This window comes from Ruania alkalisoli (assembly GCF_014960965.1).
GTDB lineage: Bacteria > Actinomycetota > Actinomycetes > Actinomycetales > Beutenbergiaceae > Ruania > Ruania alkalisoli.
The window spans coordinates 1,148,526-1,163,294 of the sequence record NZ_CP063169.1; the positions used below are offsets into that span (position 1 = coordinate 1,148,526).

Annotated in this window: 13 protein-coding genes; 7 read left to right on the plus strand and 6 right to left on the minus strand. The window is 68.1% G+C overall.

Annotation, left to right across the window (positions count from 1 at the left end):
* Positions 1-46 precede the first annotated feature (46 nt).
* From IM660_RS04835 to IM660_RS04865, 7 genes are all read left to right on the plus strand, one after another.
* Positions 47-862 (plus strand): ThuA domain-containing protein, encoded by an 816-nt coding sequence (locus tag IM660_RS04835; RefSeq protein WP_193498274.1) that lies wholly within the window; start codon positions 47-49, stop codon positions 860-862.
* 83 nt (positions 863-945) lie between these two features.
* Positions 946-2,031 (plus strand): Gfo/Idh/MocA family protein, encoded by a 1,086-nt coding sequence (locus tag IM660_RS04840; protein WP_193498275.1) that lies wholly within the window; start codon positions 946-948, stop codon positions 2,029-2,031.
* Positions 2,032-2,211: 180 nt separating this feature from the next.
* Positions 2,212-3,360, plus strand: a complete 1,149-nt coding sequence (locus IM660_RS04845; protein WP_193498276.1) for a LacI family DNA-binding transcriptional regulator — start codon at positions 2,212-2,214, stop codon at positions 3,358-3,360.
* A 60-nt stretch (positions 3,361-3,420) separates the two neighbouring features.
* On the plus strand, positions 3,421-4,794 hold the full coding sequence (locus tag IM660_RS04850; RefSeq protein WP_193498277.1) for an ABC transporter substrate-binding protein: 1,374 nt from the start codon (positions 3,421-3,423) through the stop codon (positions 4,792-4,794).
* 76 nt (positions 4,795-4,870) lie between these two features.
* On the plus strand, positions 4,871-5,815 hold the full coding sequence (locus tag IM660_RS04855) for a carbohydrate ABC transporter permease (RefSeq protein WP_193498278.1): 945 nt from the start codon (positions 4,871-4,873) through the stop codon (positions 5,813-5,815).
* Entirely contained in the window at positions 5,812-6,717 is a 906-nt protein-coding gene (locus IM660_RS04860) for a carbohydrate ABC transporter permease (protein WP_193498279.1), read from the plus strand. The genes IM660_RS04855 and IM660_RS04860 overlap by 4 nt, the downstream gene beginning before the upstream one ends.
* A gap of 68 nt (positions 6,718-6,785) precedes the next feature.
* On the plus strand, positions 6,786-8,900 hold the full coding sequence (locus tag IM660_RS04865) for a beta-galactosidase (RefSeq protein ID WP_246465143.1): 2,115 nt from the start codon (positions 6,786-6,788) through the stop codon (positions 8,898-8,900).
* Positions 8,901-8,980: 80 nt separating this feature from the next.
* On the opposite strand, the gene IM660_RS04870 is transcribed toward IM660_RS04865, so the two are convergent.
* From IM660_RS04870 to IM660_RS04895, 6 genes are read right to left on the minus strand one after another with little or no spacing between them, the layout of a single operon-like run.
* Positions 8,981-10,492, minus strand: a complete 1,512-nt coding sequence (locus IM660_RS04870) for a flavin-containing monooxygenase (RefSeq protein ID WP_210769078.1) — start codon at positions 10,490-10,492, stop codon at positions 8,981-8,983.
* 22 nt (positions 10,493-10,514) lie between these two features.
* The gene (locus IM660_RS04875; protein WP_193498280.1) at positions 10,515-11,375 is read right to left on the minus strand and encodes an alpha/beta fold hydrolase; all 861 of its coding nucleotides are present in this window, start codon (positions 11,373-11,375) and stop codon (positions 10,515-10,517) included.
* Positions 11,372-12,010 carry a TetR/AcrR family transcriptional regulator gene (locus tag IM660_RS04880; protein WP_193498281.1) on the minus strand — a complete coding sequence of 213 codons (639 nt, stop codon included), beginning with the start codon at positions 12,008-12,010 and terminating at the stop codon, positions 11,372-11,374. The genes IM660_RS04875 and IM660_RS04880 overlap by 4 nt, the downstream gene beginning before the upstream one ends.
* On the minus strand, positions 12,007-13,008 hold the full coding sequence (locus IM660_RS04885; RefSeq protein ID WP_193498282.1) for an NAD(P)H-quinone oxidoreductase: 1,002 nt from the start codon (positions 13,006-13,008) through the stop codon (positions 12,007-12,009). The genes IM660_RS04880 and IM660_RS04885 overlap by 4 nt, the downstream gene beginning before the upstream one ends.
* Before the next feature lie 3 nt (positions 13,009-13,011).
* Positions 13,012-13,752, minus strand: coding sequence for an SDR family oxidoreductase (locus IM660_RS04890; RefSeq protein WP_193498283.1), 741 nt, complete (start codon positions 13,750-13,752; stop codon positions 13,012-13,014).
* Positions 13,749-14,765 carry a Gfo/Idh/MocA family protein gene (locus IM660_RS04895; RefSeq protein WP_193498284.1) on the minus strand — a complete coding sequence of 339 codons (1,017 nt, stop codon included), beginning with the start codon at positions 14,763-14,765 and terminating at the stop codon, positions 13,749-13,751. Before IM660_RS04895 ends, IM660_RS04890 begins: the two co-directional genes overlap by 4 nt.
* Positions 14,766-14,769: the final 4 nt, after the last annotated feature.

The window sequence follows — 14,769 nt, forward strand, 5'->3', positions numbered from 1 at the left end:
CGCTCGCTGGTCATGGTGGAAGCCCTCGCCCTGGTAAGTTGATTCGATGCGCGAATCAACTGTCTCGAGTCCGCTGAACGTCACCGTCTGGGGCGAGAACCTCCACGAGTTCCACGACGCCGAGCACATGGCTGCCCTCTACCCGGACGGCATGCACGCCACGATCGCCGAAGCGATCTCGTCGCTCCTGGGCGAGAGGGTGAACGTCCGTACCGCCACTCTGGACCAGCCCGAGCACGGGCTTTCCGACGAGGTGCTGGCCTCCACTGACGTGCTCACCTGGTGGGGGCACATGGGCCACGACAAGGTCGATGACGCTGTGGTGCGCAAGGTGCACGATCGCGTGCTCGCCGGGATGGGCCTCATCGTGCTCCACTCCGCCCACTTCTCCAAGATCTTCAAGGCCCTGATGGGGACCACCTGCTCGCTCCAGTGGCGGGACAGCAACGACACCGAGCTGGTCTGGACGGTCAAGCCCGACCACCCGATTGCCGACGGCGTCCCGCACCCGATCCGGATCGAGGGTCAGGAGATGTACGGGGAGCTGTTCGACATCCCCGAGCCGGACGAGCTGGTCTTCATCTCCTCCTTCACCGGGGGAGAGGTGTTCCGGTCCGGCTGCACCTGGCGCCGTGGCAAGGGCAAGGTCTTCTACTTTTCTCCGGGTGACCAGGGGTATCCCGTCTATCACCACCCGGATGTGCAGCGGGTGATCGCCAACGGAGTGCTGTGGGCGGCGCCCTCGCCGCGGGCGACGTTCGAGCGGCCCGATGTGGTGAGTCAGCCCGCGCCGCGATTCAGTGCGGATGACTTCGCGCGCGTTGCTCCGGGTATGCAGGCAGGGCAGGAGGGGCACCGATGAGCGCGAGGAGCCCCCACGGAGGGGCGCCGAGGGACGAGGTGCATCGGAGTGAGGCACCGAAGGGTTCAGACCGGACAGTACCGATGAGTGAGGAGGCGGCGAACGCACCACTGCGCGCTGGCGTCGTCGGCCTCGGCTGGGCCGGACAGCAGCACATGGCCGGGTATCACGCGCTGGACGGCGTGGAGCTGGTTGGTCTGGCCGGGATGGAGGAGCACCTGCTTGCCGAGCTCGGGAAGCGCTACGACGTCCCGGGCCGCTACGCGAGCCTGGAGGCGATGCTGGCCGAGGCCAACCTCGATGTGCTCAGCATCGCCACTCCGACGGCGATGCACGCACCGATGGCGATCGCTGCCCTGGGCGCCGGGGTGCACGTGCTGTGCGAGAAGCCGATGGCCCCCACGGCCGCCGAGGCCGAACGGATGGTTGAGGCGGCTCAGCGCGCCGACCGAGTCCTGGAGATTACGTTCAACAAGCGCCACCGCGCACCCGCGCGGACGCTGCGCCGGTTGGTCGCCGACGGCGTGCTCGGCCGGGTCTACTACGCGAAAGCCGGCTGGGTGCGCCGCAAGGGCATCCCCGGGCTGGGCACCTGGTTCACGCGAAAGGAGTCCGCCGGTGGCGGGCCGATGATGGACATCGGGATCCACGCCCTCGACCTGGCGCTGCACGTGCTTGGCGAGCCGGGCGTGCGGACCGTATCGGCGGCGACCTACGCGGAGTTCGGCCCACGGGGACGCGGTGGCGGCAGCTATGGCGTCGGAGCCCGGACGGCCGAGGACACCACGGTGTACGAGGTGGAAGACTTGGGTACTGCCCTGCTCCGGCTCGACAACGACGCCACGCTCATGCTCGAGGCCAGCTGGGCGCAGTTCGTCGACCATGACCGCTTCTATCTGGAGTTGTTCGGCACCGAGGGTGGTGCGCGGATCGAGGTCGAGGGCCCCGACGCCCCGCAGATCCACGTGACCACCGATGTGGACGGGATTCCCGCGAACCTCGTCCCGGACATGCTCCCCGACGCCGGGCATGAGGCCAACGTGGCCGACTTCGTCGAGCTGGTGCGCAGCGGATCTGACAACGCGCGCGGGCAGGTCGGACTGTTGCGGACCCACGTGATCGACGCCTGCTACGCCTCGGCCGATCAAGGTCGAGAAGTCACCCTGTAGCGGCCCGGCCGGCTGTCGAGGCCGTGACGCCCCATTCTCGAAATCACACGTCGATCTGGCTGGTCTGACCAGCCAGATCGACGTGTGATTCCCGGGGAGAGGTCCCGGCGACCAGCCAGATTGACGTGTGATTTCGGGAGGGGTTGACGGACTCCCTCAAGCGGTGTTGACTACGTAGTCATGACCAGGGTGACTACGCAGTCAACCGATGGCGAGGACGCCGTCGGGGACTCGCTCCGGGACTCCGTCCGAGATTCTGCTCGCGCGGTCTCCGCCTCCGGGCTCGGCGCCCCGATCGGCTCAGGCGCGCGCCCTGTCATGACCGACGTCGCCCAGCGCGCCGGGGTCTCCCAGAAGACCGTCTCCCGGGTGGTGCGCGGCGAGGCGAACGTGAGCGACGCCGTCCGGGAACGTGTGAACGCTGCCATCGCCGAGCTGGGCTTCCGCCCCAACGCCGCAGCCCGGGCCCTGGTCAGCAAGCGCAGCAACGCCGTCGGGATCCTCACCCCGGCCACAGCACTGTACGGGCCCTCGGCCGAGTTGCTGGGCCTGGAGCGCGCCGCCGGCCGCGCGGGTCTGGCCGTGCTGATCGCCTCCGCCGAAGGCGGGGACGCCCAGACCGTCACCGCCGCGATCCGCCGGCTCGTCGACAGCGGTGTGGACGGCCTGCTCATGGGCAGCCTGCTCACCTCCGAGGGAGTGGACGAGACCGAGCTGCATGGCAAGCCGGCGGTCGTCGTCGGCGATCCGCCCGAGGGCATGCATCTTCCCGCAGCCGTCACCGATCAGAAAGCAGGAGCGCGTGCGGCGATCGAGCACCTGCTCACACTCGGCCACCGGACTGTGCATCATCTCGCCGGCCCGGCCGCCTGGCACTCCGCCGCAGCCCGCACCGAAGCCTGGCAGCAGGCGCTCCGGGCGGCGGGCCGTCCGCTCACGACGCCCGCGATGGGCGACTGGACGTCCCGCTCCGGCTACGAGCTCGGCCGCCGGCTCGCCGCCGATCCTGACGTCACCGCCGTGTTCGTCGGCAACGATCAGATGGCGATCGGCCTGCTGCGCGCGCTGACCGAAGCGGGCCGCCGGGTGCCCGAGGACGTCTCGGTGGTCGGCTTCGATGACATCCCCGACGCCGAGTACCTCCCCGTCCCACTGACGACCGTGAAACAGGACTTCCAAGAGCTGGCCGACCGCGCCGTCGAGATGTTCACCTCCCTGGTGGACGAAGGCGCCACCAACCATGCCGACCACCACGACGACCGCCTGATCGTCACCCCCGAGCTCGTCGTCCGGCGGAGCACCGCCCCGCCGCCGGCGTCCGGTCGCTGAGGCGACCACCCAGGCCCACCCGGGCCGACCACCCCTGATGTCTACGAGGAAGTAGCACTCATGAAACCGCACCCCTTCCGCCGAACCGCAGCCCCGGTGGTGGCTTCCCTGAGCGCCCTGGCGCTCGTGGCCTGCACCGGCGGGTCCGAGGACGGCTCCGACTCCGGCAACGGTGGCGGCGAGACCGAGGCGATCACCGCCGAACAGTTCGAAGAGGCGATGAGCACTCCCACCGAACTCACCTTTTGGTCCTGGGTGCCCGACATCCAGAACCAGGTGGACATGTTCGAAGAGGCCTACCCCGAGATCGATGTCGAATACGTCAACGTCGGTCAGGGCGCCGAGCACTACCAGCAGATGCGCACAGCGATCCAGGCCGGTTCCGGTGCCCCCGACGTCGCCCAGGTGGAGTACCAGCACCTGGCCTCCTTCCGCCTCGGCGGCGACCTGCTCGACCTCACCCCGTACCTGCAGGAGGACCTCTCCGCCGCCTACCCGGACTGGGTGTGGAGCCAGGTCTCAGCCGACGGCGGCCTGTGGGGCATCCCGCAGGACACCGGCCCGCTCGGCAGTCTCTACCGCACCGACCTGTTCGCCGACGCCGGCATCGAGGTGCCCACCACCTGGGACGAGTTCGCCCAGGCCGCCGCCGACTACCGCGAGGCTATGCCGGACAGTTACCTCACGAACATGCCCGGCAACGACCCGGGCCAGTTCGTCGGCCTGCTCTGGCAGGCCGGGGCTCGTCCCTTCGCCTACGACGGCGCAGAGACCGTGACCATCGACCTCGACTCTCCCGAGGTGCTCCAGGTAGTCGAATACTGGCAAGGCCTGATCGCCGACGACCTGGTCTCGGTGGACCCGGACTTCAACGACCAGTGGTACCAGGCCCTCGCGAACGGCAAGTATGCCAGCTGGCAGGTGGCCGCCTGGGGGCCAGTGTTCCTGCAGGGCACCGCCGGCAACACCAGTGGACTGTGGGCCGCCTCCACGCTGCCGCAGTGGGAGGAAGGCCAGAACATCTCCGGCAACTGGGGTGGGTCCACCGACGCGGTGCTCTCCTCGACCGACAATCCGATCGCGGCGACCGAACTGGCCCGGTGGATCAACGTCGAAGAAGCGCCCGCCACACGGTTCGTGCAGGAACAGTTCCTCTTCCCGCCCTCGCTGAGCATCCTGGAGTCCGAGGAGTTCCTCGCCGAGGAGTCCGAGTTCTACGGCGGCCAGCAGGTGAACGCCACCTTCGCGGAGATCTCCGAGACGGTGCCCACCGATGACTTCGGGTGGCTACCGTTCATGGACTTCGCCTACTCCGCCTACAACGAGACCCTCGGCAGTGCGATCGCCGACCGGGGTGACCTCGTTGCCGGGCTGCAGGCGTGGGAGGCCGAGCTGGTCGAGTACGCCGAGTCCCAGGGCTTCACGGTCGAGTGAGCGCGGCGGTGGGTGGCCGGTCGCCGGCCGCCCACCGCAGCTCCCGCCCAGGCCACCCATGCCCAAGGAGACCACGATGACGTCTACCGCACCCCCTGCCCCGGCCCAGCCACCTCCGCAGCGCACCGCGAACACGCTCAGTACGCTCCGCCGTCGGGAAGCCCGCGCCGGCTACCTGTTCGTGCTGCCCTTCATGATCGTGTTCGTCGCGATGCTGATCGTGCCGCTCGGCTACTCCGGCTACCTGTCGGTGTTCCGCGAGCAGCTCATCGGCGGGACCTCGTTCGTGGGCCTGGAGAACTATGCTCGCGCCCTCAGCGACGCCACATTCACCGGCGGCGTGGCCCGGATGGCGTTGTTCCTGGTGATCCAGGTACCGATCATGCTCGGCCTGGCGTTGCTGTTCGCGCTGGTGCTGGACTCGGGTCGATTGCGACTGCAGAAGTTCGTGCGCCTGGCGATCTTCATCCCCTATGCCGTTCCCGGTGTGATCTCGGCGCTCATGTGGGGGTATCTTTACGGTCCCGATTTCGGCCCCTTCGCCCAGCTCGGCGAGGCGAGCGGGCTCGGCAGCCCGGACTTCCTCTCCGCCGACTTCATGCTGTTCTCGATCATGAACATCGTCACCTGGGGGTTCATCGGCTACAACATGATCATCATGTACTCGGCGCTGCGGTCGATCCCCACCGAGATCTACGAGGCGGCGCGGGTGGACGGCGCCGGTGAGGTGCGCATCGCCACCGCCATCAAGATCCCGGCGCTGCGCCCGGCACTGGTGCTGACCACCATCTTCTCGGTGATCGGAACCTTCCAGCTGTTCAACGAACCGAACATCCTGCGCACCATCGCCCCGAATGTGATCGGCAACGGCTACACCCCGAACCTGTACGCCTACAACCTGGCCTTCGTGGGCCAGGAGGTGAACTACGCGGCCGCGATCGCGTTCCTGCTCGGCTTCGTGATCATGGTCGTCTCCTACATCTTCCAGCTCAGCACCTCCCGGAAGGAGGCCACCCGATGACGGCGCCCGCTCCCACATCCTCGACGCCCACCTCGAGTGGTCGTCGCCCAGGCGCGCGGGCCCGGCCGAGCATGCTGCTCACCGTGGTGATGCTCGCCGTGGTGGCCTACTTCCTGCTCCCGCTGTGGTGGCTCTCGGTGGCGTCCACCAAGTCCAACGCCGACCTGTTCTCCTCCTTCGGACTGTGGTTCGCCGACTCTTTCAGTCTGCTCGGCAACCTCGGTGACGTGTTCACCTTCCAGAACGGGATCTTTCTCGCCTGGGCCCGCAACACCGTCGTCTACGCCGGAGTCAGCGCCCTCGGTGCTGCGGTCCTCGCCACCGCAGCCGGGTACGCCTTCGCCACGTTGCGATTCAAGGGCAGCACGGCACTGTTCGCGATCATCCTCGGCTCGATCATGGTGCCCCTGACGGCGCTCGCGATCCCCACGTACCTGCTGTTCGCCAAGGTGGGACTGACCGATACCCCGTGGGCGGTGATCCTGCCGTCGCTGGTCAGCCCGTTCGGGGTGTACCTGATGCGGGTGTACGCCGATGGCGCGGTCCCGCCCTCTTTGCAGGAGGCAGCCCGGGTCGACGGCGCAGGAGAGTTGCGCATCTTCGTCACCATCGTCTCGCGCTTGCTGGCACCGGGATTCGTGACTGTGCTGCTGTTCGCACTCGTGAGTACGTGGAACAACTACTTCCTGCCGCTCATCATGCTGAACAGTCCCGAGTGGTACCCGCTCACCGTGGGCCTGGCGCAGTGGCAGTCCACGTCGCAGGCAGGCTCGGGATCGCAGGCGTTGTTCTCGATGGTGATCACCGGTTCGCTGGTCTCCATCGTGCCGCTGGTGATCGCGTTCCTGTTCCTGCAGCGGTACTGGCAGTCCGGCCTAGGGACCGGTGGTGTGAAGCAGTAGCTCCTCGTCCGCGCCGACCGGCCACCCGCAAGCACAACCCAGCACACACCTGCCGAAGGAGTTCTTCCTTGTCTGACCTGCCCGCTACCGACGTCAATGACCGCGTGCGTTTTGGTGCCGCCTACTACGTCGAGTACCACCCCACCGATGCCGGCCGTGACCTCGACCGTGACTTGGATCTGATGGCCGAGGCCGGATTCAGCGTGATCCGGGTGGGAGAGTCCACCTGGTCCACGTGGGAGCCGGAGGACGGCCGTTTCGAGCTCGACTGGCTCCAGCCGGTGCTCGACGGTGCGCAGGCGCGAGGGATCGACGTCATCCTCGGCACCCCCACCTACGCGGTGCCGCCGTGGCTGGCGCGCAAGTACCCGGAGATCGCGGGGGAGCGGCACACCGGCCAGCGCAACCACTGGGGTGCGCGGCAGGAGATGGACCTGACGCACGCCGCGTACAGGTTCTACAGCGAACGGGTGATCCGGGCCGTCGTCGGGCGCTATGCCGACCACCCGGCTGTGATCGGCTTCCAGGTGGACAACGAACCCGGCCTGCAACTGCTGCACAACGAGAACATCTTCCAGGCGTTCGTCGATCACCTGCGCCACACCTACGGCGACGTGGAGACCCTCAACCGCGAGTGGGGGCTGGTCTACTGGTCGCACCGGCTCAGCACGTGGGCGGATCTGTGGCGGCCCGACGGCAATGCGCAACCGCAGTACGACCTCGCCTGGCGCCGCTTCCAGACGCAGCTGGTCACCGACTTCATCGCCTGGCAGGCCGGCATTGTGCGCGAGATCGCCCCGTCGCAGAAGTTCGTGACGACCTGTATCGCCTACTCCCGCCCGGGGGTGGACGACCCGGAGCTGACGTCGGCGCTGGACGTGACCGCCGGCAACCCCTACTACACGATGCAGGATGGTCTGGCGCTGCCCTCGGCCGAGAACGTGCCACAGGGTTGGTCCACCACAGGCACCTGGACGATCTTCCACAGCGCCGACCGGATGTACTCCTCCAAGCAGGCGCCGTTCCTGGTGACAGAGACCAATGCTGGAGCCATCGGGGGGCCCGCCACGAACGTGCCGGCCTTCGACGGGCAGTGGCGTCAGGTCGCGTGGGCCATGATCGCCCGCGGGGCCCGGATGATCGAGTACTGGCACTGGCACACGTTGCACTACGGCACCGAGACGTATTGGGTCGGGGTGCTCCCGCACGATCAGCAGCCGGGGCGGGTGTATGAGCAGCTGGCCGCGCTCGGCGGTGAGATCACGACGGCGGAGGCGCACCTGCGTGGCCTGGTGCCGGACGCTGCTGTGGGATTGCTCTGGTCGAACGAGTCCAAGCGTGGCCTGATGGGGCAGCCCTCACTCGCCCGGGCTGACGGATCCGGTGACCCGAGCAGCTACGAGCAGATCGTCGGGGCGTTCTACCGTGGCGCGTTCGAGGCCGGCGCGCCGGTGCGGATCGTGCACGACGGGCAGCTGGCGCCACGCGAGCCGGGGGAGGTAGCCGCTGAGCTGCCGGTGCTGCTGGTGCCGGCGCTGTACGTCGCTACTGATGAGCTGCTCGACTGGCTGCGGGCCTATGCCGAGGCCGGTGGTCACCTGGTGCTCGGGCCGCGCACCGGGTATGCCGACGCCGAGGCCCGGGCCCGGTTGGAGGTTAAGCCCGGGCGGTTGGCTGAGGCTGCCGGGGTGGACTACCAGGAGTTCTCGAACCTCTCCGTTCCGGTGCCTGTGCGGGGGAGCGGCCTGGACGTTCCCGAGGGCGCCACGGCGACGGCGTGGGCGGACTACCTGCGTGTGTCTGGCGGTGCGGAGGTGCTGGTCGAGTACGACCACCGGGCTTTGGGCGCCTATCCGGCGGTGACCACCGCTCCCGCGGGAGCGGGGCGGGTGACGACGGTGGGGACCGTTCCGGACCCGGCGCTCGCGGCCGCCGTGCTCCGGTGGGCGGCCCCAGGTGAGGGCGATGCCTGGCGGGCGCTCGCGGGTGGGTCGGTCACGGTGACCTCGGCGACCAACGGTGAGGGCCGCCGTCTGCGGGTGGTCCACAACTGGTCCTGGGAACCGGCGACGGTCACGCTGCCGGCAGCGGTGACGGACCTGTTGGGTGACGGCGCCGGTCTCGCCGCGGGGGAGAGGCTCGAGCTGGGTGCCTGGGACGTGCGGGTGCTCCTGGAGGACTGACGCACGGCGTCAGCCCTCACATGACAGGGATCCTGTGAATGGGGAGCCTGAATGGGCACGAGAGAACGTGTAGTCCTGGGTCAGAGGCGCACCGGCTCCCGCGCAGGAGAGGCCGGGACGGTCCGGTAGGGAGCGGCCACGAACCTGGCGTTCTTGGCCCGGTACCGGTGCATCATGTCCGGCCAGAGGGTGGTGAGGTTCCCGCTGCGGGGATCGACGTACCAGCTCGCGCATCCGCCCGATAGCCAGACTGTTCCCTCGGCGCGTTCGCGGACCGAGCGTACGTACTCCTCTTCTGCCTCAGCAGAGACTTCGAGGATGACCTCGTGCTCGAGCCCGTGCGCGATGGCGCCGTGCAGGTAGTCGATCTGGCTCTCGATGATGTAGACCACCGAGCCGGCTCCCAGGCCCGAGTTCGGGCCGTTCATCAGAAACAGGTTCGGGAAGTTGTGGACCGCGACGCTCGCGAAGGCCTGCCCGCCGGTGGACCACTGGTCCGCCAGTAGCACGCCGTCCCGGCCGGTGAGCCGGTGCGCGATCGGCAGGTCGGTCGCCTCGAAGCCGGTACTGAGCACCAGGGCGTCGAGCTCGAGGTGCTGCCCTCCGGTGAGCGTCACGCCCGAGGGTGTCACCGAGGTGATGCCGCTGGTTTCCAGCGTGACGTCGTCCCGGCAGAGGGCCGGGTACCAGTCGTTGGAGAGCAGCACCCGTTTGCAGCCGATGGTGTAGTCCGGTGTGATCTTCGCGAGCAGTTCGGGATCGCTCACCTGGGCTCGGCGGTGCCCGTCCGCCAGCGCCTCGATCTCCTCCAGGAACTCCGGCACCATCCTGCGCTGCGGATACCGGCTCTCATTGCCCCAGAACAGCCGATTGCGCAGGTCACGCGCGACATCGGGCATGCGGGCGAACAGCCGCCTGTCCGCATCGCTGAACTCTTCGTCGAAGCGCGGGATGACGTGCGGAGCCGTGCGCTGGAAGACCGTGAGGTGACCGGTGCGCTCGGCGATCGCCGGGACGATCTGGATCGCCGAGGCACCGGTGCCCACCACACCCACGCGCAGGCAGTCGAGCGATTGGCTGTGGTCCCAGCGTGCCGAGTGGAAGATCGTGCCCTCGAACCGGTCCAGTCCGGGGATGTCCGGCAGACGCGGATCACTCAGATGCCCGGTGGCGGCCACAAGGAACTGTGCACGCACGTGACCTCGGGGCGTCTGGACCGACCAGACTTTCTGGTCCTCGTCCCATCCCGCGGCGAGTACCTCCGCGCCGAACCGGATCTTCGGCATCACCCCTTCGTCCCAGGCTGCCTCGCGTAAGTACGCGTGGATCTCTGGCTGCGAGGCGTAGGTGCGCGACCAGTGCGGGTTGGGGCGGAAGGAGTAGGAGTACAGGTGCGATTGGATGTCGCAGGCAGCGCCGGGGTAGGTGTTGTCCCGCCAGGTACCACCCACGTCGTCGGCTCGCTCGAGCAGGACCAGATCCCGGATGCCCTCCCGCATCAACCGGATGGCGAGGCCGAGACCAGCGAAGCCGGTCCCGACGATGGCCACCTGGACGTCGTCGAGCATCTCCTGGTTGGTGTGGTGCAGCATCTTTCTCCTAGCGGCGGGTGTACTACGCCTGGTATCCGGGCAGGACGGTGCCCGCCGGAACGGCGCGCGGTGATCCGATGTGGTCTTCGATGGCGGCGAAGATCTCCGCGGGTCGCTCACTCAAGGCGGCGTGGCCGGCGTCGATCTCCAGGTAGCGGGCGTTCTCGATCGCCCCGAACAGCTCACGGCTGTGGTGCACCGGCACCATCGCGTCGGACCGCGAGCCGATCACCAGTGTGGGGGCGGTGATCCGGCCAAGTGCGTCGGTGATGTCGATGCTGGCGTTCAGCTCCAGCTCGGCTCGCGGGTCGCGGCGGGCCCGCCGGCGTTCGTACAACGACTGGAGCTGGTACTCGGGCAGCTCCCGCAGGAAGACCGGTGCGTGCGCGGTGGCGAGCGTGAGGTCACCGAACGCCTGGGAGCCCTCGGCCAGCAGAGTTCGCCACGCCCGGTTGCGCAGCTGCTGGTGCCGGTCGGTGCGCCGCCAGCCGTTGATGAGGGTCAGTGTGGCGGTAAGTTCCGGCGTCTCGGCCGCTGCCTTCGCGGCAACCACGGCGCCCAGGGAGTAGCCGATCAGGTGGACCGGACCGCCCGCGGCGCCATCGATGGCACTTCGTACCTGGCGGGCGAGGCCGTCGACGGTCGGCCGGGCCCCGGGGGTGAGGTCGAGGCCAATCGTGCGACGCACGGCGGCCAGCATCGGATAGAGAGCCCAGTAGTCGGTCGCGGTGCTTCCCCCGGTGCCGTGCACGAGCATGGCGGCTCCGCCTGAGCCCCCTGTGGGCTCGGAACCTGGGGCGCTATCGCACAAGGTGACTGTCACGTCGCCGACGGTGATCTCCGAGACGATGGCGCCGGAAGGGTGGGCCCCAGCGCCGGTCATCGGGAGCCGTCCACGATCAGCGGGTCGAGCTGGGCGAGTAGCCGGGCCCGGGTGCGCGTCCAGATCGAGTCGGGCTCGAAGTTCCGGACGGCGGTGCGCTGGATCTCGTGCATGTAGATGCCGTGGCAGTTCTGGGCCACGTCCCGGGCGACCACGTGTGAGAACAGGGCGCCGGATCGTTGTCCCTCCTCGATCAGTCCGGCGACGAGCCGGATCGACCGATCACCTTGGGCGATGTTGCGCGCGCGGGCGGGGTTGCGTTCGTTGAACCCCTCGGCCAGGTAGAGGGCGCCGTTGACCGGGTGCCGGCGGTAGAACTCGCACCGAGCCTCGTAGATCGCCAGGATGCGCTCGCGCAGGTGTGCGCCGGAATGCCGCGCCTGGCTGAGTGCTCGGGTGGCGTCCGCCTCGTCGATCTCGTTCAGCAGATCGTCCAGTTGGGAGCTGTAGGCGAGGGTGAGCAGATCGACCTTCTGATCCACGTGCCGGAAGAGGGTCGCCTCCCCGATCCCGGCCTCCTTGGCCACGGCCTGCATGGTGATCTCGTTGTAGTCATGCTCAGCGAAGAGCGCGACGGCGGCCGTCCTGATCTTCTCGAGCGTCGCCTCTCGCTGGCCTACTCGGGTGATCGTCATCGGTGACTCCCCTCGGTCACGGCCGGTCGTAGGGTGAGCACGACCTTGCCTGCGTTCTGATTACTCTGCAGCCGTTGATGGGCGAGAGCGACCTCGGACCAGTCATAGACCCGGTCGATGACGGGCGCGATCCGCCCCGCCGCCAGACTCGCGCCGATCAGGTCGTCTAGACCCCGCAGCAGCGATGCTTTGTCCTCGTCCGAGCGTGAGCGCAGCGTGGAGAACGTGATCTGGATGCGTTTGGCCATCAGGTGTCGAAAACTCAGTGGAAGCTCGTAGCCGCCCAGCCCCCCGATGACGACCCACCGGGCGTCGGGAGCCAGGCACGCGGCGTTCTGCTCCCAGTACGAGGCTCCGATCGGGTCGAGAACCACGTCGACGCCGCGCCCGTTCGTGGCATCCAGCACTGCGTCGGCGAACGGCCCGCTGTGGTGGTCGAGGCTCGTCGCAGCACCGAGGCGACGGCACAATGCCGCCTTCCCAGCGCTGCCGGACGTCGTGATCACGCGTGCCCCGAGCTCACGTGCGATCTGGACGGCGGCGGTTCCCACCCCGCTGGCACCGGCGTGGATCAGCACAGTCTCGGCGGGCTGGAGCCGGCCGATCACGACGAGGTTGAGGTAGGCGGTGGCGAACGTCTCGGGGATGCCGGCCGCGTCGTGGAAGGACATGCCGTCCGGGATCGCCATGGCTAGGCCCTCCGGGACTACGGCTTGCTCGGCGTAACCTCCGCTGGGCAGCAGTGCGCACACACGATCGCCTTCGTGCCACCGGGTCACGCCAGGGCCGGTCACACGGACGACCCCGGCGATCTCCAGGCCTACCAGCGGGGAGGCACCTCGAGGCGGCGGATAATTTCCTGCCACTTGCAGAAGATCAGCGCGGTTCACTCCGGCTGCGCGGACGTCGACGAGCATCTCGCCCGGGCCTGCGGTGAGGTCTTCCAGCTCAGTCAGGTGGAGCACGGTGCCGTCGTCGGCCTGCACGAGCGCACGCATGGCTCAGTCTCCCTTCAGGCCGAGGCTGCGTCCGCCGTCGACGACGATGTTGGTTCCGGTGATGAAGTCGGACCGGTCCGAGGCGAGGAAGGCGACGGCATGGGCGATGTCATTCGGTGTGCCGTGACGTCCGACGTAGTTCTTGACGGGGGCTTGCGGGTTGACCGGGCTCCGTGGGATCAGGCCGGGGGAGACGCAGTTGACGGTGATGCCGTGCTGCCCGAGCTCCATGGCCAGCGATTTGGTCAGTGCGAGTACGCCGCCTTTGGCGGCGGCGTACTCGACGAGATTGGCCTTGCCCTGGACCCCGATCACGGAACCGATCGTCACGATGCGACCAGTGCCGGCCTCGATCATCGGCTCGATGACGGCCTGGCAGCAGCTGATGACGCTGCGCAGATTGACCTCCAGCAGTTCGTCGATCACCTCAGGATCCTGGTGGCGCAGGGCATGGATCCGGCTGCGGGCACTCCCGCCCGCGGAGGTGACGAGCGCAGCAACCGGCCCGAGCCGGTCAGAGACGGCGGTGAACGCCTGAGTGATGGCGGCACCGTCGCGCAGATTGACAGCGACGCCGACCGCGTCGACGCCATGGCCGCGGATCTCGTTTGCGACCTCCTCGGCACGTGCCTCGTCGACGTCGAGTAGGGCGATGTCATAGCCCATACCCGCCAGCTGAATGGCGCTGGCGCGACCGATCGCTCCAGCTCCGCCGGTGATCGCTGCGACGCGGCGGCTGCTCATGAACGTTCTCCGATCAGTGCGTCGACCTCGATGCCGCATGAGGCGAGCACCCACCGCTGCGTGGCCAGCTCGTGGTCCAGGTCGAACGGGTTGAGGACCTCGCCGCGAATCGCACGGGCGAGCTCGGTGAGTTGGGTCTCATAGCGATCCCGCGGGGTCTCGAAGGCGATCTCGTGCACCCCGGCGGAGTAGCGACCGCATGGTTTGTCGAGCCGCAGGGTCAGCGCCGGTGGCTCCAGCGGGCGGATCTCGATCGAGCCCTGATCACCGACCACGGTGAGCTGTCGACGTGGCATCCCGTCGTTCTCGGCGATACAGCTGCGCACGGAGACCGTGGTGTACGGGTACTCCATCACGGCGAAGCCGTTGTCGAGGATCTCCGGCTGGTCGGCTCGGGTGGGACGCAAGAACGGGGTGATCCGGTCCGGCTCTCCGAGCAACCACACCACCAGGTCCACCAGATGGCTACCGAAGATGTACATCGCGCCCCCGGTGAACTGTCCGAGCCAATGCCGGTAGTCCTCGGTGTGGCCCCGGTTCATCTCCGCGTGCACTTCGAAGACCGTTCCCAGCCAGCCGCGGCGGACCGCCTCCACGCAGAAGGCGACCGCGGGGTTGCTGCGGTACATGTACCCGAGCTGGACGAGGAGGTCCTTCGACCGAGCAAGCTCGATCATGGCCGCGAAGTCCGCGAAGCGTTCACCGCCCGGCTTGTCCAGGTGCAGGTGCATCCCTGCCTCGAGACAGCGCGTCGCGGTGGGGACGAGGTCGAAACCATCGGTCTCCACCGCGACGGCCTGCAGGCCCGGTGTCGCCAGCAGTTGCGCCTCACTCATGAAGGAGACGCCCTCGTAGGCTGAGTTGCTGCCGCGTTCGGCCAGCCATCGGGGGTCCTCCTCGGCGACTCCGACCACCTCGTAGAGGTCGGAGAGCAGCCTGAGGGTGTTCATCTTCTGCGAGGCGTGGTTGTGGCCGATACCGATCTGACCAACCTTGATGCGCTGGTGCGACACGCGT

Coding starts and splice junctions, on each gene's coding strand:
- IM660_RS04835 (WP_193498274.1), top strand. CDS start 47: ATGCGCGAATCAACTGTCTCGAGTCCGCTGAACGTCACCGTCTGGGGC.
- IM660_RS04840 (WP_193498275.1), top strand. CDS start 946: ATGAGTGAGGAGGCGGCGAACGCACCACTGCGCGCTGGCGTCGTCGGC.
- IM660_RS04845 (WP_193498276.1), top strand. CDS start 2,212: ATGACCAGGGTGACTACGCAGTCAACCGATGGCGAGGACGCCGTCGGG.
- IM660_RS04850 (WP_193498277.1), top strand. CDS start 3,421: ATGAAACCGCACCCCTTCCGCCGAACCGCAGCCCCGGTGGTGGCTTCC.
- IM660_RS04855 (WP_193498278.1), top strand. CDS start 4,871: ATGACGTCTACCGCACCCCCTGCCCCGGCCCAGCCACCTCCGCAGCGC.
- IM660_RS04860 (WP_193498279.1), top strand. CDS start 5,812: ATGACGGCGCCCGCTCCCACATCCTCGACGCCCACCTCGAGTGGTCGT.
- IM660_RS04870 (WP_210769078.1), bottom strand. CDS start 10,492: ATGCTGCACCACACCAACCAGGAGATGCTCGACGACGTCCAGGTGGCC.
- IM660_RS04875 (WP_193498280.1), bottom strand. CDS start 11,375: ATGACCGGCGCTGGGGCCCACCCTTCCGGCGCCATCGTCTCGGAGATC.
- IM660_RS04880 (WP_193498281.1), bottom strand. CDS start 12,010: ATGACGATCACCCGAGTAGGCCAGCGAGAGGCGACGCTCGAGAAGATC.
- IM660_RS04885 (WP_193498282.1), bottom strand. CDS start 13,008: ATGCGTGCGCTCGTGCAGGCCGACGACGGCACCGTGCTCCACCTGACT.
- IM660_RS04890 (WP_193498283.1), bottom strand. CDS start 13,752: ATGAGCAGCCGCCGCGTCGCAGCGATCACCGGCGGAGCTGGAGCGATC.